Annotated in this window: 21 protein-coding genes; 5 read left to right on the plus strand and 16 right to left on the minus strand. The window is 41.6% G+C overall.

What is annotated here, in order from left to right; all coding sequences use genetic code 11:
• The first annotated feature begins 218 nt into the window (after positions 1-218).
• Genes xseB through dxs form a run of 3 tightly spaced genes read left to right on the plus strand, consistent with a single transcriptional unit; the run spans position 219 to position 3,269 of the window.
• A complete protein-coding gene (gene xseB / locus F0226_RS12960) occupies positions 219-461 on the plus strand; it encodes an exodeoxyribonuclease VII small subunit (protein WP_137373514.1) in 243 nt (80 codons plus the stop codon).
• Positions 462-480: 19 nt separating this feature from the next.
• On the plus strand, positions 481-1,365 hold the full coding sequence (ispA, locus tag F0226_RS12965; protein WP_171736037.1) for a (2E,6E)-farnesyl diphosphate synthase: 885 nt from the start codon (positions 481-483) through the stop codon (positions 1,363-1,365).
• 20 nt (positions 1,366-1,385) lie between these two features.
• Positions 1,386-3,269 carry a 1-deoxy-D-xylulose-5-phosphate synthase gene (dxs, locus tag F0226_RS12970; RefSeq protein ID WP_171736038.1) on the plus strand — a complete coding sequence of 628 codons (1,884 nt, stop codon included), beginning with the start codon at positions 1,386-1,388 and terminating at the stop codon, positions 3,267-3,269.
• A gap of 109 nt (positions 3,270-3,378) precedes the next feature.
• On the opposite strand, the gene F0226_RS12975 is transcribed toward dxs, so the two are convergent.
• The 15 genes from F0226_RS12975 to F0226_RS13045 all read right to left on the minus strand — a co-directional run bounded on the left by F0226_RS12975 (position 3,379) and on the right by F0226_RS13045 (position 16,446).
• Entirely contained in the window at positions 3,379-3,738 is a 360-nt protein-coding gene (locus tag F0226_RS12975; RefSeq protein WP_171736039.1) for an antibiotic biosynthesis monooxygenase, read from the minus strand.
• A gap of 25 nt (positions 3,739-3,763) precedes the next feature.
• The gene (gene pgpA, locus F0226_RS12980) at positions 3,764-4,270 is read right to left on the minus strand and encodes a phosphatidylglycerophosphatase A (protein ID WP_171736040.1); all 507 of its coding nucleotides are present in this window, start codon (positions 4,268-4,270) and stop codon (positions 3,764-3,766) included.
• The gene (thiL, locus tag F0226_RS12985; protein ID WP_171736041.1) at positions 4,270-5,241 is read right to left on the minus strand and encodes a thiamine-phosphate kinase; all 972 of its coding nucleotides are present in this window, start codon (positions 5,239-5,241) and stop codon (positions 4,270-4,272) included. The genes pgpA and thiL overlap by 1 nt, the downstream gene beginning before the upstream one ends.
• A gap of 158 nt (positions 5,242-5,399) precedes the next feature.
• Positions 5,400-5,867, minus strand: coding sequence for a transcription antitermination factor NusB (gene nusB / locus F0226_RS12990; protein ID WP_137373508.1), 468 nt, complete (start codon positions 5,865-5,867; stop codon positions 5,400-5,402).
• Complete coding sequence (ribE, locus tag F0226_RS12995; protein WP_137373507.1) at positions 5,867-6,337, minus strand: 6,7-dimethyl-8-ribityllumazine synthase; 471 nt, start codon at positions 6,335-6,337, stop codon at positions 5,867-5,869. Before ribE ends, nusB begins: the two co-directional genes overlap by 1 nt.
• Positions 6,338-6,590: 253 nt before the next feature.
• Positions 6,591-7,700: a bifunctional 3,4-dihydroxy-2-butanone-4-phosphate synthase/GTP cyclohydrolase II gene (gene ribBA, locus F0226_RS13000; RefSeq protein WP_171736042.1), complete on the minus strand. Its 1,110-nt coding sequence runs from the start codon at positions 7,698-7,700 to the stop codon at positions 6,591-6,593.
• 82 nt (positions 7,701-7,782) lie between these two features.
• Positions 7,783-8,439 carry a riboflavin synthase gene (locus tag F0226_RS13005; protein WP_137373505.1) on the minus strand — a complete coding sequence of 219 codons (657 nt, stop codon included), beginning with the start codon at positions 8,437-8,439 and terminating at the stop codon, positions 7,783-7,785.
• Between the two features lie 27 nt (positions 8,440-8,466).
• On the minus strand, positions 8,467-9,543 hold the full coding sequence (gene ribD, locus F0226_RS13010) for a bifunctional diaminohydroxyphosphoribosylaminopyrimidine deaminase/5-amino-6-(5-phosphoribosylamino)uracil reductase RibD (RefSeq protein WP_171736043.1): 1,077 nt from the start codon (positions 9,541-9,543) through the stop codon (positions 8,467-8,469).
• A gap of 41 nt (positions 9,544-9,584) precedes the next feature.
• Complete coding sequence (gene nrdR, locus F0226_RS13015; RefSeq protein WP_137373504.1) at positions 9,585-10,034, minus strand: transcriptional regulator NrdR; 450 nt, start codon at positions 10,032-10,034, stop codon at positions 9,585-9,587.
• 186 nt (positions 10,035-10,220) lie between these two features.
• Positions 10,221-11,471: a glutamate-5-semialdehyde dehydrogenase gene (locus F0226_RS13020; protein WP_171736044.1), complete on the minus strand. Its 1,251-nt coding sequence runs from the start codon at positions 11,469-11,471 to the stop codon at positions 10,221-10,223.
• 64 nt (positions 11,472-11,535) lie between these two features.
• The gene (gene proB, locus F0226_RS13025; protein WP_137373502.1) at positions 11,536-12,675 is read right to left on the minus strand and encodes a glutamate 5-kinase; all 1,140 of its coding nucleotides are present in this window, start codon (positions 12,673-12,675) and stop codon (positions 11,536-11,538) included.
• Positions 12,676-12,797: 122 nt separating this feature from the next.
• Complete coding sequence (crl, locus tag F0226_RS13030) at positions 12,798-13,187, minus strand: sigma factor-binding protein Crl (protein WP_171736045.1); 390 nt, start codon at positions 13,185-13,187, stop codon at positions 12,798-12,800.
• A 116-nt stretch (positions 13,188-13,303) separates the two neighbouring features.
• Positions 13,304-14,557 carry an esterase FrsA gene (gene frsA / locus F0226_RS13035; protein WP_171736046.1) on the minus strand — a complete coding sequence of 418 codons (1,254 nt, stop codon included), beginning with the start codon at positions 14,555-14,557 and terminating at the stop codon, positions 13,304-13,306.
• A gap of 88 nt (positions 14,558-14,645) precedes the next feature.
• A complete protein-coding gene (tet(34), locus tag F0226_RS13040) occupies positions 14,646-15,110 on the minus strand; it encodes an oxytetracycline resistance phosphoribosyltransferase domain-containing protein Tet(34) (protein ID WP_171736047.1) in 465 nt (154 codons plus the stop codon).
• A gap of 40 nt (positions 15,111-15,150) precedes the next feature.
• Positions 15,151-16,446 carry an NCS2 family permease gene (locus F0226_RS13045; RefSeq protein WP_171736048.1) on the minus strand — a complete coding sequence of 432 codons (1,296 nt, stop codon included), beginning with the start codon at positions 16,444-16,446 and terminating at the stop codon, positions 15,151-15,153.
• Between the two features lie 1,055 nt (positions 16,447-17,501).
• Here F0226_RS13045 and F0226_RS13050 point away from each other — a divergent pair.
• The gene (locus F0226_RS13050; protein WP_171736049.1) at positions 17,502-18,974 is read left to right on the plus strand and encodes a beta-Ala-His dipeptidase; all 1,473 of its coding nucleotides are present in this window, start codon (positions 17,502-17,504) and stop codon (positions 18,972-18,974) included.
• 138 nt (positions 18,975-19,112) lie between these two features.
• Here F0226_RS13050 and F0226_RS13055 read toward each other — a convergent pair whose 3' ends face one another.
• Positions 19,113-19,652, minus strand: coding sequence for a DUF3332 domain-containing protein (locus F0226_RS13055; protein WP_171736050.1), 540 nt, complete (start codon positions 19,650-19,652; stop codon positions 19,113-19,115).
• 272 nt (positions 19,653-19,924) lie between these two features.
• Here F0226_RS13055 and F0226_RS13060 point away from each other — a divergent pair, with 272 nt between their 5' ends.
• Complete coding sequence (locus F0226_RS13060) at positions 19,925-20,971, plus strand: succinylglutamate desuccinylase/aspartoacylase family protein (protein WP_171736051.1); 1,047 nt, start codon at positions 19,925-19,927, stop codon at positions 20,969-20,971.
• Positions 20,972-21,010: the final 39 nt, after the last annotated feature.

Raw genomic sequence — 21,010 nt, forward strand, 5'->3', positions numbered from 1 at the left:
TCTAATACCAGCATTTGCTCGGCAATTTCAGCTATACGCGCTTTCTACTCCTATCTCTTATCCTTGTTCACTGTTCACTGTTCAAAAATAAACGATCATTGGCGCTCATAAGTGTAGACCGTCCGAAAACAAACTTTCTAACAAATTTTATTCGTTAAATTTGACCAACTCTACGCCCTAAGGTAACGTTCGTTCATCTTTCCCAACGCAGAATTATTATGGCGACTAAGAAACCGGAAAATATGACCTTCGAGGCTGCAATTGAAGAGCTTGATGGCTTGGTTGATCAACTTGAAAATGGTGATCTTGCCTTAGATGATGCGCTGAAAAAATTTGAGCGTGGTATTTCTCTCGCTCGTGCAGGTCAAAGTAAACTAAATGATGCCGAGCAGCGAGTCAGTATCTTGCTGCAAAATGATGAAAACGCAGAACTTAGTGACTTTAATCCACAACCAGAATAGTTATTGTATGAGACCCTCTATGATTGAGACTTTGTCGTCTTATCAAGCACGTAATAATGCTCAATTGAATCTGTGGCTAAACCGCCTTCCTCACCAAAATTTAGACCTGATAAACGCTATGCGCTATGGGCTATTGCTTGGTGGAAAACGAGCACGCCCATTCCTTGTATATATGACAGGTGAAATGCTTGGGTGTAAGAGTGAAGAACTAGACACTCCAGCATCGGCTATTGAATGTATCCATGCCTATTCTTTGATTCATGATGATTTACCCGCGATGGATGACGATGAGTTACGCCGTGGGCATCAAACATGTCACATCAAATATGATGAAGCGACGGCTATTTTAACGGGTGACGCCTTACAAACTCTCGCATTTACCATTTTAGCTGAAGGTGAACTAAGCTCTGAAGGGGAAAGTTGCCGAGTAAAAATGATCCAAAATTTGGCTCATGCTTCTGGCGCTCAAGGTATGTGTTTAGGGCAATCTCTTGATCTTGCTGCTGAAAACCGTTCTGTCACTCTTGAAGAATTAAAAGAGATCCACAGAAATAAAACCGGTGCATTATTAAAATGTGCAGTTCGTTTAGGGGCTTTATCTGCGGGTCAAAAAGGGGTAGAACTTTTACCTCAACTTGATAAGTTTTCAGATGCTATTGGGCTCGCTTTTCAAGTTCAAGACGATATTTTGGATATCATTAGTGATACTGAAACATTAGGTAAACCACAAGGTTCAGACCTAGAATTGAACAAAAGCACTTATCCTTCTTTACTAGGTTTAGAAGGTGCTCGAGAAAAAGCACAAACTCTGTTACATGAAGCACTTCAAGCTTTGGACATGATCCCCTACAATACTCAGTCACTCGAAGAGTTCGCCCGATACGTCATCGAGCGCAAGAACTAAGATTATAAGCGCGCATTACTATGACTCTTGATATTTCAAAGTACCCAACACTTGCTTTGGCTGATAAGCCAGAGGATTTGCGTCTACTTCCAAAAGAGACGCTACCGCAACTCTGTGATGAACTGAGATCCTATTTACTAAATTCAGTGAGCCAATCAAGTGGTCACTTAGCATCAGGTTTAGGCACAGTGGAGCTAACTGTCGCATTACACTACGTCTATAACACACCTTTTGACCAACTAGTATGGGATGTAGGTCATCAGGCTTACCCTCATAAAATCTTAACTGGTCGCCGCGATAAGTTAGCGACAATCCGTCAAAAAGATGGATTGCATCCTTTCCCGTGGCGCGAAGAAAGTGAATACGACACATTGTCCGTTGGTCACTCTTCTACTTCAATCAGTGCTGCGCTTGGTATGGCGATCAGTGCCGAGAAAGAAGGTCAGAATCGTAAAGTTGTCAGTGTTATTGGTGATGGTGCTATTACCGCAGGTATGGCGTTTGAAGCCATGAACCATGCAGGTGACATTCACAACGATATGCTTGTGGTGCTGAATGACAATGAAATGTCTATTTCAGAGAATGTAGGCGCGCTAAATAACCACTTAGCTCAAGTACTTTCAGGAAGCCTTTACACCTCGATCCGTGAAGGCGGAAAAAAGGTGCTATCAGGTGTACCACCGATTAAAGAACTGGTTCGTCGTACTGAAGAACATCTAAAAGGTATGGTTGTACCTGGCACTATGTTCGAAGAACTGGGCTTTAACTACATTGGTCCTGTTGATGGTCACGATGTTAATGAGCTAATTAAGACATTGAAGAACATGAGAGATTTAAAAGGTCCTCAATTTCTTCATATCATGACAAAAAAAGGCAAAGGGTACGAGCCTGCAGAAAAAGATCCTATCGGCTACCATGGCGTACCGAAATTTGATCCAGCACACTCAAGCCTCCCTAAGAGTACAAGCTCAAAACCGACTTTTTCTAAGATCTTCGGTGATTTCCTTTGCGATATGGCAGCTCAAGACCCAAAGCTAATGGCGATTACACCAGCCATGCGTGAAGGTTCAGGAATGGTTCGCTTCTCTAAAGAGTACCCAAGCCAATATTTTGATGTTGCTATCGCAGAGCAACACGCAGTGACTCTAGCAACAGGTATGGCGATTTCTGGTGATAAACCAATTGTCGCGATTTACTCAACATTCCTACAACGTGGTTATGATCAACTGATCCACGATGTGGCGATTATGAACTTACCCGTAATGTTCGCCATTGATCGCGCAGGTCTTGTTGGTGCTGATGGGCAAACTCACCAAGGTGCTTTTGATTTAAGCTTCATGCGCTGTATTCCAAATATGGTCATCATGGCGCCAAGTGATGAGAACGAATGCCGTCAGATGCTGTATACCGGTCACCAACATACTGGTCCAAGTGCCGTTCGTTACCCTAGAGGTAATGGCATGGGAACAGAGATTCAAAGTGAGTTTACTGCTCTAGAAATTGGTAAGGGTCGCATTGCACGCCAAAGTAATAAAGTTAAGGATGGTCAGAAAGTCGCAATTCTTAGCTTTGGTACTTTCCTTGAAAATGCTCTAGAAGCAGCTGAATCTATTGATGCAACAGTCGCGGATATGCGATTTGTTAAGCCACTTGATGAAGCGCTTATTAAGTCTTTAGCAGCCGATCACGACGTTCTAGTGACTATTGAAGAAAATGCCATTGCCGGTGGTGCAGGTTCCGGTGTTGTGGAATTCTTAATGCAAGAAAAGCAGCCGATGCCAGTACTGAACTTAGGTTTACCAGATAAGTTTATATCTCAAGGGACTCAAGACGAGTTGCACGAAGAACTAGGCTTAGATGTTCAAGGTATCCTTGAGTCAATTACTGCTTATATAGCTAAATAGCAAATCAACTAAGTCTGTAGATTAGCTACCCTGTGAATATTATTTTAAGCTAAAAACAAAAAAAGGTTGACCCAATGGTCAACCTTTTTTAATTGTTAAAGATCTAACTTTAGCAGCAAGGCTTCAAATTAGGTGCATCGTAGTCTTCTGGTTCATCTGAATAGATAGAAACATTAAACTTATCCACTAGCCCATCTTCAGCAACACATTGATCTTGGAAGAAAGCCTGAATTTCACGGCGCTGGCAGTGAGCTACAAACGCTTCGTTATCTGCCCAAATTTCATTGAATGCAATAGGGTAACTTTCCCCTTCAGCAAATGGGCTTTGAATATGACGTGTCACTGTATATTGGATGCAGCCATCTTCACGTAAAGAGTTTGGTTCTAGCGCTTTTAATACTTCAAATAGCTCATTTAATTTACCTTCTTTAGGTGAAAATTGAGCAATACAATAAACTTTCTTAGACATTGTTATTCCTATTATTTATTAACGACTAAACCAACCAACCTGCATATTTAGCAATCGCATACAACGCGATACCGGCCATGATACCTGCCACAATATCATCAATCATAATACCTAAGCCGCCATGTATGCGTTTATCTAGCCAACCAATTGGCCAAGGCTTTACCATATCGAAAAAACGGAACAATATGAAACCCGTTAATAACCACTTCCAATCTGTTGGTGGAATATTAAGAAGTGGCACAAGACCCATGGTGATCCAAAAGCCTGCAAATTCATCCCATACAATAGAACCATGATCGTGAACTTTCATGTCATCTGAAGTCACTTGGCAAATTTTAATACCAACAATACAGCTAATCACTACGGCAATGACATAAGCAGGGAAAGGCAGCTGAACCAGCAGAAAATACAATGGAATAGAAGCCAAAGTACCCATAGTGCCGGGAATAATTGGAGACAAGCCACTTCCAAACCCTGTAGCTAATAAATGCCATGGGTTCTTCAATGAGATAAGTGATAGAGGGTTTGTCATTATTTCGCCTTAAAGTGATCGTAACCACTTAAATCCCAGTTAAGCGGTTTATTGTTATCATGAATTTCAAAGTAGTCTACAGGTCTTATCTGACCAATGCAGGTGACTTTTGTCCCTGCGTGCGCCAACGCACTCTCTAGTGACCCTTTATTTTCTTCAGGTACGGTAAAGCATAGTTCGTACTCTTCACCACTGGTTAACGCATAGTGCTGTGCTTTATCAATGGAGGTAGCATATTCCAATAATTCAACAGAGAGCGGTAGCATGCTTACATCGATACTTGCCCCTACTTCAGAGCGCTTCAAGATATGCTTAAGGTCAGCTATTACACCATCTGAAATATCAATGGCTGAAGAAGCAAGGTCGCATAATGCACGGCCAGCTAGCACTCTCGGTGAACTCAAATAATGACGCTTTTCCAATTCTTCTGCGTTTGGACGAACTCGGTTCTCTGTATCAAGTAACACTTCTAAGCCAGCTTTGCTATCACCCAAGTTTCCTGTAACGTAAATCCAATCACCTACTTTAGCTCCATCTCGGCGCAGTGCTTTACCTTCAGGTACGAAACCTTGAACCGTTAAGGTTAAACTTAAAGGTCCTTTAGTGGTATCTCCGCCAATGAGCTGAATGCCAAAGTAATCGGCTAATTCAAAAAAGGAATCACAAAAAGGAGCAAGCCATTCTTCATTGATTTCAGGCATCGTCAAAGCAAATGATACCCAAGCTGGCGTTGCGCCCATGGCAGCCAAATCACTGATGTTGGAGGATAATGCTTTATGCGCTACCCATGCTGGGTTAGCTTCAGCAAGAAAATGAGTACCCGCAACTAAAGTGTCCGTACTTATTGCAATCTCAACATTACTCGGCGGTTTCACAAGCGCACAATCATCACCCGCCGCTAAATGTACATCTTTTCTTTGTTGCTGTCGGTTTACGAAATATTTGTCAATCAGGTTAAATTCACCAGACATCAGATAAGCCTATTTTTTGTTTTTTAATCTAGTAAACACGTACTCTTATTCACTATATTGCTTTTTAGTTACGTGTACTTAATCACTACAATTACTTTATTTTAGCTACAAAAAAGGCCAGCATGATAGCTGACCTTTTATATTCGTTTATGAACGTATTACTTCTTACGTACATGTGGTGCAGCTTTATCAAGCACACCATTAACAAACTTATGGCTGTCTTCTGCTGCAAATACTTTTGCAAGCTCGATAGCTTCGTTGATGACCACTTTGTATGGTACATCTTCACGACGAGTCATCTCGTACATAGCTAAACGTAGAAGCGCTAGTTCCATCAGATCCAGATCTTGCATAGGGCGAGATACGAAAGGACGAAGCTTGCTATCTAGTTCCATGTGGCTAAGAGCAACACCAGTCAGTAGGTCGCGGAAGTATGCAACGTCTGTTTCTGGCATAGCAAGAGCCGGCTCTGCTGCATGATGCTCTTCTTCATCATACTTACCACCAGATAAGAACTGTTCTTCTACTGTAGCAACATTTTCTTTAGTAATTTGCCACGAATAAATTGCTTGTAGAGCAAATTGACGTGCGTTACGACGTGCGGCTGGTTTCACACTGGCCCCCATTAGGAATCGATTTCAGAAAGAACGTTGATCATCTCAAGTGCGCTAAGTGCAGCTTCTGCACCTTTATTACCAGCCTTGGTCCCTGCGCGTTCAATAGCTTGATCGATCGTATCAACAGTAAGAACACCAAATGCTACTGGAAGAGAATATTCCAAAGACACTTGTGCCAAACCTTTATTACATTCACTACAAACATAGTCAAAATGAGGCGTACCGCCGCGGATAACTGTACCTAGAGATACAATAGCGTCGAACTTACCTGTTTTTGCAACGCGTTGCGCTACAAGTGGAAGTTCTACCGCACCAGGACAACGAACAATAGTAATATTGTCTTCGCTTACTTGCCCATGACGTTTTAAAGTATCGATTGCACCAGAAAGTAAACTTTCGTTAATAAAACTGTTGAAACGAGCTATAACGATAGCAATTTTTGCATTTGGCGCTGGGAAGCCACCCTCGATCACTTTCATAAGCCTTCCTTTAACTATATTCATCAAGTGAGAATCGCCGGATTCTAGCATAAAACTGTGAGCAATATCTAATGGAATTTAGGTTTATACCTTAACCACGCTATTGGAATTGCAAGCTAGAATTCAACTCAGAAAAATTAATAAAGGAAACCTTGTTGTTTCCTTTATTTTTATATTAATAATTCACGCAGTACCGTGCGTTTTACTTTTGGATAAAATGTTAATTTGAGGTACTTGACCATCAAAAGCCAAATTACTCACACACATATTCCACAACATTAAGACCAAATCCACCAAGTGCGTGGTAACGCTTCGAACTTGAAGAAAGTAAGCGCATATCATGAACACCTAAGTCTTGTAGAATCTGAGAACCCACACCAACACGACGAGAGGTACCCTGCTTCTTCGCCATCTTTGGCTGCTCGTTCTTATCTTGAGCTTCAAATGTCTTCACTTTGTGGATCAAAGAATCAGACGACTCTTCATTACCTAGAATAACTAGTACCCCGCCTTCATCACCAATACGCTTCATTGCTTGGTCCAAAGACCAGCTACGCTCTGTACCGCGATCAGAATGAAGAAGGTCAGTGAAAGTATCATGTAAGTGCACACGAACTAATGGAGCACTTCCTGATAAATCCCCTTTCTGCATTGCGTAATGAATTTGGTTATCAATGGTATCGCGGTAAGTAACAAGCTCAAAGTCACCAAACTCTGTCGGTAAATGACACTGTGCAACACGCTCAATCGTGGTTTCTGTGTTATTACGGTATTCGATGAGATCGGCAATCGTACCAAGTTTGATATCGTGTTTTTCCGCAAACACTTCAAGATCAGGGCGACGAGCCATTGTGCCGTCGTCATTCAAGATTTCAACGATCACAGACGCGGGTTCACAACCGGCTAAACGAGCTAAATCACAACCAGCCTCTGTATGGCCAGCACGAGTTAACACTCCACCTTCTTGTGCTGTTAGAGGGAATATGTGTCCTGGCTGCACAAGATCAGCCGCTTTCGCATCTTTTGCAACGGCGGCTTGTACTGTAACAGCGCGATCAGAAGCTGAAATGCCTGTCGTTACTCCTTCAGCAGCTTCAATTGAAACCGTAAAGTTAGTGGTGTACTGGGCATTGTTGTCTTGAACCATTGGCGCTAAACCCATTCGGTCTGAGCGCTCTTTAGTCAAAGTTAAGCAAATTAAACCGCGACCAAACATAGCCATAAAGTTGATAGCTTCAGGCGTTACATGCTCTGCAGCCATAATAAGATCGCCTTCGTTTTCGCGATCTTCATCATCCATCAGGATAACCATCTTTCCTAGACGAATGTCTTCAATAATTTCTTGAGGAGTACTAATTGGCATTTTTTATTCCTATGAAATGGTTCAGATTCCTAGAACCGACACGATTAAACCTGATGATATTACTTAACTTATGATGTTTCAGTTAAGCAAAACCATTCTGCTGTAAAAATTCCATTGTAAGACGTGACTCAGGCTCCGCATTTTGCTGCTGACCTTGTAAAAGACGCTCCATATATCGCGCTAATACGTCCACTTCTAAGTTTACTTTGCGTCCAACATTAAACTGGTCGATTGTGGTTTCGGATGAAGTATGAGGAACAATCGTCAATTTAAACGCGTTTTTACGTAAATCATTCACTGTTAGGCTAATGCCATCAACGGTAATTGACCCTTTTTGAGCGACATATTTAGAGATCTCTTCAGGCATTTCTACCCAAAACTCGATGGCTCGACCCACTTGGTTTCGCTCTATGATTTCGCCGACACCATCAACATGACCAGAAACGATATGACCACCAAAGCGCGTTGTTGGCAGCATGGCTTTTTCTAAATTCAATTTATCGCCAGCTTGGTAATCAATGAAACCGGTTTTTTTTAATGTTTCTAGTGAAAGGTCAGCGCTGTAGCTATTCTCGTCAAATTCAACCACAGTCAAACACACACCATTGGTCGCAATGCTGTCGCCTAATTTAACATCAGACATATCCAACTTATTTGCTTTTACCGTTACGGTAATATCTTCTCCACGAGGAGTGATTGCGCTTAGGGTGCCAACGGCTTCTACAATTCCTGTAAACATATTCAAGCTCTTGTATTTTTAACGTGATTAATTCGATGCTTTCCAGCGCGGTTTCGCCACAATGCGGATATCAGGGCCAATCATTCTAAGGTCAGTAATATCAAGGTCTATAACTTCTGACATTGAATTAAACCCAAGAGCACCCATTAAACCTCGACCATCACTGCCCATAAGTTTAGGTGCTAAATAAAGGATTAGCTCATCAACAAGCTTCGCTTCAATCAGACTTTTTGCCAAGGTAGCGCCCGCTTCAACCCAAACATGGTCAATATTGTGTGCTGGTAACTTGGAAAAAAGAACCTCTAAATCTAACCCTTCATTTGAAACGGGAACTTCAATATCAGCATTGTTTGCCGCCACTCTTAACACTGCAGAATCGGAGCTAAATATCTTCAACTCTGGAGTGAGACGATTTTGGCGATCTAAGATCACTCGGACAGGTTGACGTAATTTATCTTCTGGGTACTGACTCTGTAAGCTCGCTGAAAATTCACTCCAACGAACATTCAAAGATGCGTTGTCTTCAATAACCGTTTGGCTTGTAGATAAAACAGCCCCGGCTTTCGCTCGGTAATGTTGAACATCTCTTCGAGCCTCTGGTGAGGTAATCCACTGGCTATCACCGTTACTCAGTGCGGTTTGCCCATCCAAACTGGCAGCCATTTTCAGCTGAACAAAAGGCATACCTGTTTTCATTTTTTTTATAAATGCAGGGTTTAAGTCATTCGCGTCTTGCTCTAACAACCCTACTTCAACAATGATCCCTGCGTCTTGCAACATTGCAATACCACGGCCAGCTACCTGAGGGTTAGGATCGACCATGGCACAAATCACTTTTGAGACTTGAGCCTTGATAAGCCCTTCAGCACATGGAGGTGTTCGACCATAATGAGAGCATGGTTCTAGGGTGACATAAGCTGTCGCACCTTTTGCTTTATCACCTGCCATTCTCATAGCATGGACCTCTGCATGAGGCTCTCCAGCTTTGTGGTGATAGCCCTCACCAACGACCTGACCATCATTGACAATCACACACCCTACATTTGGGTTAGGAGCTGTCGTATAGATGCCGCGCTTTGCTAACTGAATAGCGCGTGACATCATTTTAAAATCAAAGGGAGTAAATTTAGGCATGATAAAGCGTACTAATCTTCTAATTTTGCGATTTCTTCACCAAACTCGCGAATATCTTCAAAACTACGATAAACAGATGCAAAGCGAATATAAGCGACTTTATCGAGTTCTTTAAGTTGGTCCATAACAAAGTTACCAATCATATCGCTCGGCACTTCTCGCTCACCAGTAGCACGAAGTTGAGATTTGATGGTACTGATTGCAAGTTCAATAGAATCTGCACTTACTGGACGTTTTTCTAATGCTCGTTGGACACCACCCACCATTTTGTCTTCATTAAATGGTTCACGGTTTCCATTCGATTTAATTACTTTCGGCATCACGAGTTCAGCCGATTCAAAAGTAGTAAAACGCTCACTGCATGCTAGGCATTGACGACGACGACGCACTTGGTGCCCATCAGCAACTAGCCTCGAATCAATAACTTTAGTGTCGTTCTCTGAACAAAAAGGACAATGCATATCACCTCCAAACAATTATATTCAGTGTAACGGAATTGCTAAACGTTAGGAAAGAAAAAGGACCATTTAAGGTCCTTTACTCAGGTTGTACACCTATATATGCGGTTATAAATTAGTATTTATCACTCACTAGGTCGAACTCGCTGTAACTAGGTTGTACTCGCTCCCGCGATAAAATAGGCAGAGCTAGCTTCGAACTAAGTAGTTCGCCTTACCTACCCACTTATAACTGGTTAACTCTTCAAGCCCCATCGGCCCGCGGGCGTGAAGTTTTTGAGTTGAAACCGCCACTTCAGCACCTAAACCAAATTGTGCGCCATCAGTGAAACGAGTTGAAGCATTGACATAAACCGCAGCTGAACCGACAGAGTTAATGAACAGCTCCGAACTTTCTAAGCTATTAGTCATGATGGCATCTGAGTGGCTCGCATTATGAATACGCATATGGTCAACGGCTTCTTTTACATCCGCCACAACTTTAACGCCTAGCGTGTAGCTTAGCCATTCGGTATCAAAGTCACCTTCAACTGCATCGCGTTGGTCAGCAAAGCCTACTAATAATTCTTTTGCACTCGCATCCGCTACTAAAGTCACTTTTCCGTCTAATCGTGCTTTAAGTTTCGCTAGAAACTCTGGTGCAATTGCCTCGTGAATGAGCAATGAATCAAGTGAATTACAAGCTGATGGACGTTGCACCTTCGAGTTTTCAACAACATCAGCTGACTTATCAAGATCGGCACTTTCATCAACAAAAATGTGGCTAATACCAAAACCGCCAATAATCACTGGGATTGTGCTGTTCTCTTTACACATTTTATGTAGACCAGCACCACCACGAGGAATGATCATATCAACGTAGTCATCCAATTTAAGCAATTGAGAAACTAGCTCACGATCTGGCTTTTCAATATATTGAACAGAAGCCGCTGGTAGCTTCGCTTTCTCAAGTGCAGATTGGATTACTTTTACCAACTCCATGTTTGAGAAAAACGTTTCTTTACCGCCACGTAAAATACTCGCGTTGCCTGTTTTTAAACAAAGAGCGGCAATATCAATCGTCACGTTAGGGCGCGCTTCGTAAATTACGCCCACAACACCTAAAGGAACACGACGACGAGAAAGTGACATGCCGTTTTCTAAAACTTTACTGTCAATTTCGCTGCCGACAGGATCATTTAAACTAATAACATTGCGAACATCGTTAGCAATCCCAATCAGGCGCTCTTCATTCAATAAAAGGCGATCAAGTAATGCTTCTGTTAGACCTGCATCTCGTCCTAACTGAATATCTTTCGAGTTTGCTTCTAAAATTGTGCTGGCATTTGCTTCCAGCTCATCAGCAATAATCGCTAGAGCTTGGTTCTTTTGCGCTGTCGAAGCAGTCGCAAGGTGAAAGGCCGCCTCTTTTGCCGCAATACCCATGTTAGTTAAATCCACGTTTAACTCTCCTAAATTCTGTCTGTCTCTGAATGCTATTCTAAGGGTGTGTTCTTCTAAAAAGTTATTCTTGAATCACAACCAAGTCATCACGATGAATGACTTCTGAACCATAGTCATAACCTAAAATCGCACCAATATCTTTACTGTGTTTACCGGCAATTTTTGCCAAATCTTGGCTTGAGTAACTTGAAATACCACGAGCAATAACGGCTCCTTTCAAATCAGTCACTTGAGTCACTTCTCCACGAGAAAACTCTCCGCTGACTTTCGTCACGCCTTTAGCCAAAAGGCTACTACCTTTAGTGATAACGGCATTTACAGCGCCATCATCAATCATAATATCGCCAGCAGATGCCGGCCCAGCCAGAATCCAGCGCTTACGGTTTTCTAACGCCTCGGCTAATGGTAAAAAGCGAGTGCCTTGCGGGTCATTGCTTAAAGAGTCAAAAACCACATTTTCAGCACTGCCCGCTGCAATAATTACTTCAATACCAGCGCGACGTGCAATATCAGCGGCTTGCAACTTAGTAGCCATACCGCCAGTACCTAATGTAGAACCACTGCCACCCGCTATTTTACGTAGCGTATCATCAATGGTTTTCACTTCTTTAATAAGCTCAGCATTCGGATCTTTTCTTGGGTCTGCAGTGAACAGCCCTTTTTGATCCGTCAGAAGTAACAATTTATCTGCGCCACATAAAATGCCAACCAATGCCGATAAGTTATCGTTGTCACCGACTTTGATTTCGTTGGTGGCAACCGCATCGTTTTCATTCACGATTGGAATAATGTCATTGTCGACTAATGCATTAATGGTATCGCGGGCATTTAAGAAACGCTCACGATCATCAAGATCAGCACGGGTAAGTAGCATTTGACCAATTTTAATACCATAAATGGCGAATAATGATTCCCATGCTTGAATCAACTGGCTCTGCCCCACAGCCGCAAGTAACTGTTTGCTTGCCATTGAATTGGGGAGTGCGGGGTAACCTAGGTGTTCACGCCCAGCTGCAATTGCACCAGACGAAACCATGACCACAGAATGGCCTTGTTTTTTTAATTCAGCACACTGACGCACAAGCTCAACCATATGAGCTCGGTCTAATGCTAACGTTCCACCAGTAAGAACACTGGTACCTAGTTTAACAACAACAGTTTTACGCTGTGCTGCGGTTCCGCTTTGTTGATTTGTAGTCATTGGGTCTTTTATGGAATAAAACAAATAAGAGGTATTGTTTTAGCAATCAAAGCACCAATTCACAAGTAGAAAAGGTGCTAATTAGCACCTTTTTATCTTATCGAGGAAGGTAACGCTTAAAATCAGACGAATTCAACAGACTCTTCATCCAATTGAACACTGATTTCAAACTTTTTAGAAAGCTCATCTACCAACTTCTGGTGGAAGGCTTCTTGGGTTCGATTCACTTCTGCGACTGCTTTTTTCGGCAAAGCTTGTGAATCCCAATCACCAGCAACATTGTATCGACCAATGTTATATTTTGCCGTAAATCCATCTTCTGATCGGTTTAGCTCTAACCACCATCCCCAGAACTCACGTTCTTCTGGTGACTTTTTGTCACTAACACATACTGATAAACAGTCAAAGATGTAATGCCCATCTTCAGACTGAGGTTCCCTCAGGTATGGTCCAATCGCTTTAAGTGCGGTCAACAAACGATAATGCGTAGGTTTCTTTGTCACTTCTGACATATTGAATCTCCATTTCAATGTTAAGAATGACGCCATCTAACAGTTTTTATAAATTATTGTTAAATGTCATATGCTTGCGCATACGTATATCATGCTTAACTAATTTAGGAGGAATGTCATCTAAATAATTCATCTTCCAGCCATTTTATCGCCAAATCGAGGGATTGCTCATACCCTTGTGTAATCGATTTCGATTTGATCATTTTGGCTTTGCCATAATCACTGTAAATAGCAACCAGTTGATTATCTGAATGAGGAGAAATAGGATCACCTTCTAGCGATAAAGCCAAAATCGGCACTCGAGTCTTACTATTAGCAAGCAATCCTTGTACTTTCAGTGACCAAGCCATTAATTGCCCTGACAGACTATTAATGTCGACCACACTTTTTCCTAGACGAGAAGCTAATACATCAAGGTACATTTTGGGCATTTGCTTAAGTTTCTTGGAGTTAGCAAAAATATCGTGAATAGGCGCTCCAAAAGTAACGCAGGCTTTGATTTTCGTTTGTTCCATAAACGACAACCTCACCATTGCATTTCCGCCAAAACGGAATCCAAACAGACCGACTTTATGGTGATCAACCCAAGGAATGTTATAGAGCTCATTCAATACCGCTTGATGCAGGCATGAAGAATCTTCCGATAAGTTCCAGTGAGAGCTATGACCAATAGACGGCATATCTACCGTTAACATCGCAATGTTTTTTGGTGCTAAGAAATCACGAAATAAACGCCACATATCGGTTTGTAGGCTGTCTAACCCCGCACTCACAATCACAACGGGCTGAGGCTTATCCGTTTTGGTGAGATGTAAATGCGCTTTGATTTTCTTATTCTCGTATGGAATCTCAAGCTGCTTGACAATAAAATTGGTTTTTTTGATGGCTTCACTGTACGCCGAGTTGGCAAGTACTTGAGCTTGAGTGGCTAAATTATCATTCTTAAGGTGAGGATAACCTGCAATACTAAAGCACAACGATGCAGAAAAAAGCTCTTCCGCAGCGCTATTATCATCCAAATCGTTTGAACGTTTTTGGTGACGCATGCCAAGTTTGGTCCACTCATACGCCCAGTTTCCACTGTGGTATCCCATCACAGTATCTAGCCATTCATCACTCGTACGAGAATGAGTCGACGAAGCAATTCTAGAAAGCACTTCTTCTTGCTCTATTGGATCAACGCCCTGCCACACCCACTGCAAGCGCCTCAAGTTTCTATACCAAGCTTGATCTTGCTTCGCTTTCTTTTCATCAAGCAATTCAATTGAACTTGGCATATAACGCGTGAGCATGGATGTCTCTTTTGCTTGCTTATGCTTTACAAACAAGGTTTCTGAGAGGTTGCTACTGGTTTCTTTTGATTCAGACATGAGCTTACTTAGTAGGGAACTATTATTTTAATAATATAAAAAAAAATGCCCCAATAAAGGGACATTTTTCATAAATCGTAACTAGAGCTTACTTTTGCTTGCGGTTTATAGGCTCAACGAATGTGATACCTGTATCCCACGGTTGCTCAATCCAAGTGTCTTGAGCAATATCAACAATGTAATCATCAAGTAAATCTGCACCAGATGGCTTTGCACATACCGCAATAAGTTTTGCTTTCGGGTACATTTCACGAAGCTTACGAGCAGTATCACCGCTATCCACTAAGTCTTCTACAATCAAAAAGCCTTCGCCGTCACCTTCAGGTGCTTTTACAACGGTCATATCACGTTGGTGATCGTGGTCGTAGCTAGAAATACAAATCGTATCTACATGGCGAATACCTAGCTCACGAGCAAGAATTGCACCTGGAACTAAACCTCCACGGCTTACAGCCCAAATTCCCTTCCACTGCTCAGCAGGCATTTGCTTTTCCGCAAGTTGGCGACAATATGTTTGCATGTTGTCCCAAGAGATGACGAATTTTGTAGTCATAGTATTGAACCTAATAGTTATAAGCTTGTTAGTTTACGAATTAAGCAGCAGTTAAAACGTATTTTAGAATAAAGATTGCAGCCATCACCCACACACTAAGTGAAACATCACGGCCTTTACCACTTGCTAGTTTGATTGCAGCGTAAGCAATGAAACCAAGAGAAATACCTTCTGCTATAGAGAAAGTCAGTGGCATTAATAGACACGTAACAACAACTGGTGCAGCTTCCGTTAAATCACGCCAATCGATACTCACTAAACCAGATAGCATCAGAATTGCTACGTAGAAAAGTGCACCTGTTGTCGCGTAAGCGGGGATCATACCTGCTAATGGCGAGAAGAATAATGCAAGTAGGAATAAAATACCAACTACAACCGCAGTTAAACCTGTACGACCACCAGCCGCAACACCAGAAACACTCTCGATGTATGACGTAGTGTTCGATGTACCTAATAAAGCACCTACAGATGTTGCTGTTGAGTCAGCCAGTAGTGCTTTGTTTAAACGTGGGATTTTTCCGTCTTTACCAATTAGATCTGCCTTTTGAGCAACACCAACAAGCGTACCTGCTGTATCGAAAAGGTCGACGAATAGGAAAGCAAAAACAACTGAAATCATGCCAATTTCAAATACAGCAGAAAAATCTAATTGCAGAAATGTTGGAGCAATGCTTGGCGGAGCAGAGATAATACCCGCGTATTCAACATCACCAAAAATAAGACCAAGACCTGTAACCGCTAGAATCGCGATCATTACCCCGCCTTTTACACCGCGATGTACAAGGGCAATAGTAATGAAGAACCCGATAGATGCTAAAACAGCAGGAACCGATGTGATTGCACCCATGGAAACTAATGTCGCAGGGTTATCAACAACAATACCTGCATTTTTCAGTGCGATAAACGCAAGGAATAAACCAATACCCGCAGAGATACCAGTACGCAGTGACATTGGAATTGAATTAATAATCCATTCGCGGATGCGGAAAATGCTTAAGAAAATGAACAACACACCCGAAACGAATACAGCCGCAAGTGCTACCTGCCATGTATAACCCATGCCTAAAACAACAGCATAAGTAAAAAATGCGTTCAAACCCATACCCGGAGCTTGCGCGATTGGGTAATTGGCTACAAAGCCCATAATGAAACAGCCAACGGCTGCCGCTAGACAAGTGGCAACAAACACAGCCCCATGATCCATACCTGCATCGGCTAGCATCGCTGGGTTTACAAAAATAATGTAAGCCATGGTTAAGAAGGTTGTTAAACCTGCAATGATTTCAGTGCGCACATTGGTGCCATTTTCACTGAGTTTGAATAGCCTTTCGAGCATTTTCATTTCCTATAAGGGTAAAGGTAAACGGTTGCGTAAACGATTGGCTTCGGATTATAAAGTTATCAAATAACAAATTCCAGATAGAATTAAGACTCTAATAGATATTTATGACAAACATTACGAAACTAAGGACATAATAAGTAGAAAGCTTTTTAATTTAACTATTAAAAAACAATGGAATAGGCAGGATTAGTAGATATGAGCTTAATGGTGCTTTTTTATACTTCTGGATAATTTCCTATATATTACAAAGCAAATTTTCGTCCTACAAACTAATGAAATGCATTACACCTTCAACACAATTAGTTATAAGCATTGATTCTCTATATCTGAGATTAAAATTTGCACACTAAAAGTAACAATCAAAAAAAACGCCACTCAAAAATGAGTGGCGGTAGAATTATTCAACCGAAAGCGGTTGTAATAAAAATTCTTAATATATAGGGGTGAACAAACTGTTCAAGTCACATGCAGTTGGTCTTAGTAACCAAAGCTTGTTGGGTATGCAAAGTTGCCAGTGTAAACAGAGTTGTTAATCCAGAACATTGCAGATGGTAAACCTTTCATAAATATCACCTTATTAAATCAATAAAAATTAAGTTTGATTTCTCAGTTCCATGGAGGCGATAAAACGGACTCTTCCTTTGAGCATTTCGTCTTCACTGCTGAAGTTGGTTGTTAATATACCTTAAAGAATTTTTATTACAACAATTATTTGCACTTCGTCACATTTTTCATTCAAACGGAGCGTGTACCACCTTAAGTTTCGTAATTAAATTACACAAAAGATAATAACAAACGTTTGCTTGAGTGATAAATATGCACTCTTGCACTTATTTAACTGTATTTGTAGATCTTACTGACAAGACACCTTTCAAATATTGAAACATTTGAAGCTTAGAAGCCCTACTCGAAAAAAGGCACTAGTGGTATGCTGTCGCCATCAAACAGAGCCATATTTTAGTTCTTTACTCTATATCTAGTTTTTTCTTCTACATATTAAGTATGAACACTCCAATACCTGTGGCTAAAATATACAAAAGGAGTCATCCGTGTCTGAATTCCATTCTGAAATTAGCAACCTATCTCCAGCTCCAATCTGGCAGTTTTTCGATAAAATTTGTTCTATCCCGCACCCTTCAAAACATGAAGAAGCATTAGCTCAATACATTATCTCTTGGGCAAAAGAGCAAGGTCTTGATGTACGCCGTGACCCTACTGGAAACGTCTTCATTAAAAAACCAGCTACGGCGGGTATGGAAGGTAAGAAAGGTGTCGTACTGCAAGCTCATATCGACATGGTTCCACAGAAAAATGAAGATACAGTGCATGACTTCACTAAAGATCCTATCCAACCATACATTGATGGTGAGTGGGTAACAGCGAAAGGCACAACGCTAGGTGCAGATAACGGCATGGGCATGGCTTCATGTCTTGCAGTATTGGCATCAAACGACATTAAGCACGGCCCTCTGGAAGTGCTTCTTACTGTTGATGAAGAAGCAGGCATGACTGGTGCTTTTGGTCTTGAAGCTGGCTGGTTAGAAGGTGATATTCTTCTAAACACGGATTCAGAGCAAGAAGGCGAAGTTTACATGGGTTGTGCTGGCGGTATTGATGGCGCAATGACATTCGACATCACTCGTGAAGCGATTCCTGCTGGTTTTGTTACTCGTAAACTAACGCTGAAAGGCTTAAAAGGCGGTCACTCTGGTTGTGATATTCACACAGGTCGTGCTAATGCGAACAAGCTGCTTGCTCGTTTCCTAGCAGGTCACGCACAAGAGCTTGATCTACGAGTAGTTGAATTTAAAGGTGGTAGCCTACGTAACGCAATTCCTCGTGAAGGCTTCGTTACTGTTGCTGTTCCTAGTGAGAACCAAGAAAAACTGGCTTCTCTATATAGCTTCTATACTGAGCTTCTATCGACTGAACTTGGCAAAATTGAAGACAGCATTGTGACTTTTAACGAAGATGCGACTGTTGAACTAGGCGTACTTGCACAAGTTGACCAAGCTCGCTTCATCGCTGCACTTAATGCATGTCCGAATGGCGTGATTCGTATGAGTGATGAAATTGAAGGCGTTGTTGAAACTTCTCTTAACGTTGGTGTTATCACAACAGAAGAAAACTCAATTACTGTTCTTTGCCTAATTCGCTCTCTTATCGACTCTGGTCGTAGCCAAGTAGAAAGTATGCTGCATTCAGTTGCTGAATTAGCAGGTGCGAACATCGCATTCTCTGGCGCTTACCCAGGTTGGAAGCCAGACGCCGATTCAGAGATCATGCACATTTTCCGTGACATGTACGAAGGCATCTACGGCCATAAACCAAATATCATGGTTATCCATGCTGGTCTTGAGTGTGGTCTATTCAAAGAACCTTACCCTGAAATGGATATGGTTTCTTTCGGTCCAACTATCAAGTTCCCGCACTCTCCAGATGAGAAAGTACAAATTGATACCGTTGAACTGTTCTGGAACCAAATGGTTGCTCTACTAGAAGCCATTCCAGAGAAAGCATAGTTTCTTAAAAAACTGTTCTTAAAATACAGTGTTTAAAAGACATGGTATAAAAACAAAATAAAACAGGTGCTCAATGAGTACCTGTTTTTCTATCTGCAAAGCTATTTCATTATGCAAAAAAATCTCATAGCGAACGAGTTATGCGCGCGAATCTGCGTATGCTTCCAACTCTGCCATTGAAATCTGAGAGATCATTTCTCCATCAAGGAAGTAAGTCACTACTTCACCTTCACGTACACCTATCAGCGTCGCTTTCTCTCCAGATAAATACGTAATATTCATTTGAATCGTATTTTCGTCAATCTGCTGCATCTCGCCTTTTTCAATCATATGAACGTTTGAAATCGGTCCTACTGGTGCTTCTGTTAAAGATTTATCCAGCTGATCATTGATATCGATATAAGTGTCCATCTTCGAATCAAAGATATGTGGTGTTCCAGTAATTGGGTTCTTACCTGTCCAAAATTCCAGTGAGTTAATCACTAAATAATCAGCAGCAACCGTTAAACCATACACTGGGGCTAAAAGAATATTCAAACCACCACGAGCATAACGGTTATCTACCGCCTTAAGGTTGAACTTCATTAAGTACCCAGTCACCGCGTTGCTACCCACACAGCCAGATAAAGCAACTGCCACAACAGAAAGTGCGACAATTTTAGCAATTGATTTTTTCATGATTATCTCTATTTAAACAGTATGCCCACAAAATTTGGGGGCTGGATAATACCGATAAACAATTTTACGTTTATCATGGAATTGTCAGAAATAAAGCTAACGTTAGATTGAAAAATTAAACTTAAAGCATTGTTTTATAATAAAATAATCAACCAAAAGCACTGATGATTAATATTATTTATCGTGACCTCAAAGCGATTGATTCGTACTAAAAACCAACGATTGTTACATTCCCCCAAAAGTATTAACCACTTTATTGGGAACTCTCTACGATGGCACGACTAAAACCGAATCAACCATTTGAAATGCTTGGCTACACTTTACAGCCCGGTCAAAGAATGGAAATTGAGCTGCAAGCTGCACAGCTATACACTCACTCGCCACTTTCTATCCCGATTGAAATCATTCATGGTCGCCAAGCTGGTCCAACATTAATGGTCAATGCGGCTATACATGGTGATGAGCTAAATGGTGTTGAGATAGCAAGACAGCTCACCAACGCAATTGAGCCGAATAAGCTAAAAGGCACATTAATTGTGGTTCCTATCGTGAACGTATTTGGTTTTATTCATAAATCTCGTTACCTGCCGGACCGACGTGATTTAAACCGATGCTTCCCAGGTAGTGAGAAAGGGTCACTGACATCACGTATCGCTTACACCTTTTTTGAAAGTGTCGCGAAGCATTGTGATTACATATTGGATTTGCACACAGGTGCGATTCACCGAACGAATTTACCGCAAATTCGTGCTGACTTATCCAACCCTGAAACGTTGAGAATGGCAAAAGCGTTTGCAACGCCTGTTATTATTGACTCACCACTCAGAGATGGTTCATTACGAAGTGAAGCAGAAAAGCTGGGCATTCCAGTACTGACTTATGAAGGCGGTGAAGCATTACGCTTTGATCACTTAGCCATTCGAGCAGGTTACTTAGGTATCCACCAAGTAATGAAAGAAATTGGCATGCTACGACCTAACCGTAAAAAACTACCAGAACCAGTGATTAGCCGTTCAACCAGTTGGATTCGTGCCGAATCAGATGGCATTTTACGCAATATGGTTAGATTAGGCGAAAAGGTCGAAGCTGGGCAAACTCTGGCTTACATTAGCTCACCACTTGGTCATGAAGAAACGCAAATCAAAACATTGAAAGGCGGAATTGTGATTGGGCAGCAAACCCTTCCTTTAGTGAATGAAGGCGATGCAGTCTTCCACCTTGCGTACTTTAAGCAAGATGATGACGATGTAGAACAAACCGTTGAAACCTACATTGAAGAAGTAGCAGAAGATAATTGGCTAACTGAGCTTAATAACTAGAGCTTAATTACTAACGTTCAATTGCTAAGGTTCAGAACG

Source organism: Vibrio sp. 99-70-13A1 (assembly GCF_013114625.1).
Classification (GTDB): domain Bacteria; phylum Pseudomonadota; class Gammaproteobacteria; order Enterobacterales; family Vibrionaceae; genus Vibrio.

Excerpts from the sequence above, each read along its gene's own strand:
- xseB (WP_137373514.1), top strand. The coding sequence starts at position 219 with ATGGCGACTAAGAAACCGGAAAATATGACCTTCGAGGCTGCAATTGAA.
- ispA (WP_171736037.1), top strand. The coding sequence starts at position 481 with ATGATTGAGACTTTGTCGTCTTATCAAGCACGTAATAATGCTCAATTG.
- dxs (WP_171736038.1), top strand. The coding sequence starts at position 1,386 with ATGACTCTTGATATTTCAAAGTACCCAACACTTGCTTTGGCTGATAAG.
- F0226_RS12975 (WP_171736039.1), bottom strand. The coding sequence starts at position 3,738 with ATGTCTAAGAAAGTTTATTGTATTGCTCAATTTTCACCTAAAGAAGGT.
- pgpA (WP_171736040.1), bottom strand. The coding sequence starts at position 4,270 with ATGACAAACCCTCTATCACTTATCTCATTGAAGAACCCATGGCATTTA.
- thiL (WP_171736041.1), bottom strand. The coding sequence starts at position 5,241 with ATGTCTGGTGAATTTAACCTGATTGACAAATATTTCGTAAACCGACAG.
- nusB (WP_137373508.1), bottom strand. The coding sequence starts at position 5,867 with ATGGGGGCCAGTGTGAAACCAGCCGCACGTCGTAACGCACGTCAATTT.
- ribE (WP_137373507.1), bottom strand. The coding sequence starts at position 6,337 with ATGAAAGTGATCGAGGGTGGCTTCCCAGCGCCAAATGCAAAAATTGCT.
- ribBA (WP_171736042.1), bottom strand. The coding sequence starts at position 7,700 with ATGCCAATTAGTACTCCTCAAGAAATTATTGAAGACATTCGTCTAGGA.
- F0226_RS13005 (WP_137373505.1), bottom strand. The coding sequence starts at position 8,439 with ATGTTTACAGGAATTGTAGAAGCCGTTGGCACCCTAAGCGCAATCACT.
- ribD (WP_171736043.1), bottom strand. The coding sequence starts at position 9,543 with ATGATGTCACGCGCTATTCAGTTAGCAAAGCGCGGCATCTATACGACA.
- nrdR (WP_137373504.1), bottom strand. The coding sequence starts at position 10,034 with ATGCATTGTCCTTTTTGTTCAGAGAACGACACTAAAGTTATTGATTCG.
- proB (WP_137373502.1), bottom strand. The coding sequence starts at position 12,675 with ATGACTACAAATCAACAAAGCGGAACCGCAGCACAGCGTAAAACTGTT.
- crl (WP_171736045.1), bottom strand. The coding sequence starts at position 13,187 with ATGTCAGAAGTGACAAAGAAACCTACGCATTATCGTTTGTTGACCGCA.
- frsA (WP_171736046.1), bottom strand. The coding sequence starts at position 14,557 with ATGTCTGAATCAAAAGAAACCAGTAGCAACCTCTCAGAAACCTTGTTT.
- F0226_RS13045 (WP_171736048.1), bottom strand. The coding sequence starts at position 16,446 with ATGCTCGAAAGGCTATTCAAACTCAGTGAAAATGGCACCAATGTGCGC.
- F0226_RS13055 (WP_171736050.1), bottom strand. The coding sequence starts at position 19,652 with ATGAAAAAATCAATTGCTAAAATTGTCGCACTTTCTGTTGTGGCAGTT.
- F0226_RS13060 (WP_171736051.1), top strand. The coding sequence starts at position 19,925 with ATGGCACGACTAAAACCGAATCAACCATTTGAAATGCTTGGCTACACT.